The 315-nt window shown below is 34.9% G+C and carries 1 protein-coding gene; it reads right to left on the bottom strand.

The annotated features are described in order from the left end of the window. On the bottom strand, window positions 1–315 hold a 315-nt coding region (locus OCV77_RS16400), incomplete at both ends, for an HTH domain-containing protein (RefSeq protein WP_262576005.1).

Below are 315 nucleotides of genomic sequence, written 5' to 3'. Positions count from 1 at the left end.
ATTTCAACTTTTTCTGGCGGATTGGCTAAAAGCCTGTCAATATCCTGTTCCTCAACATCAGCCATTTTTGCTATCGTTAGCTTGGATATGCCATGATAGGAAACAAGCACTTCCAAAAAACCGCTTAATTGCTTATCCTTATCTTCAATCGCTCCAAAATACAGAAATCCTGCTTTACTAAGTATTTTAAGACGCAATGCAGGATCATCTGGCAAACATTCCACATTGCCCATTACTACTCCATCTATTGTTTCTTCAGTTATTTCTAAATATTTTGAAAGAGTATTTTTATTAAAACGATACTCCTCAATTAAA

It is taken from the genome of Suilimivivens aceti, from assembly GCF_025567405.1.
Lineage (GTDB): Bacteria > Bacillota > Clostridia > Lachnospirales > Lachnospiraceae > Suilimivivens > Suilimivivens aceti.
Note: the sequence above shows the minus strand (reverse complement) of the source record. Positions and strands in the feature narration are given on the sequence as shown.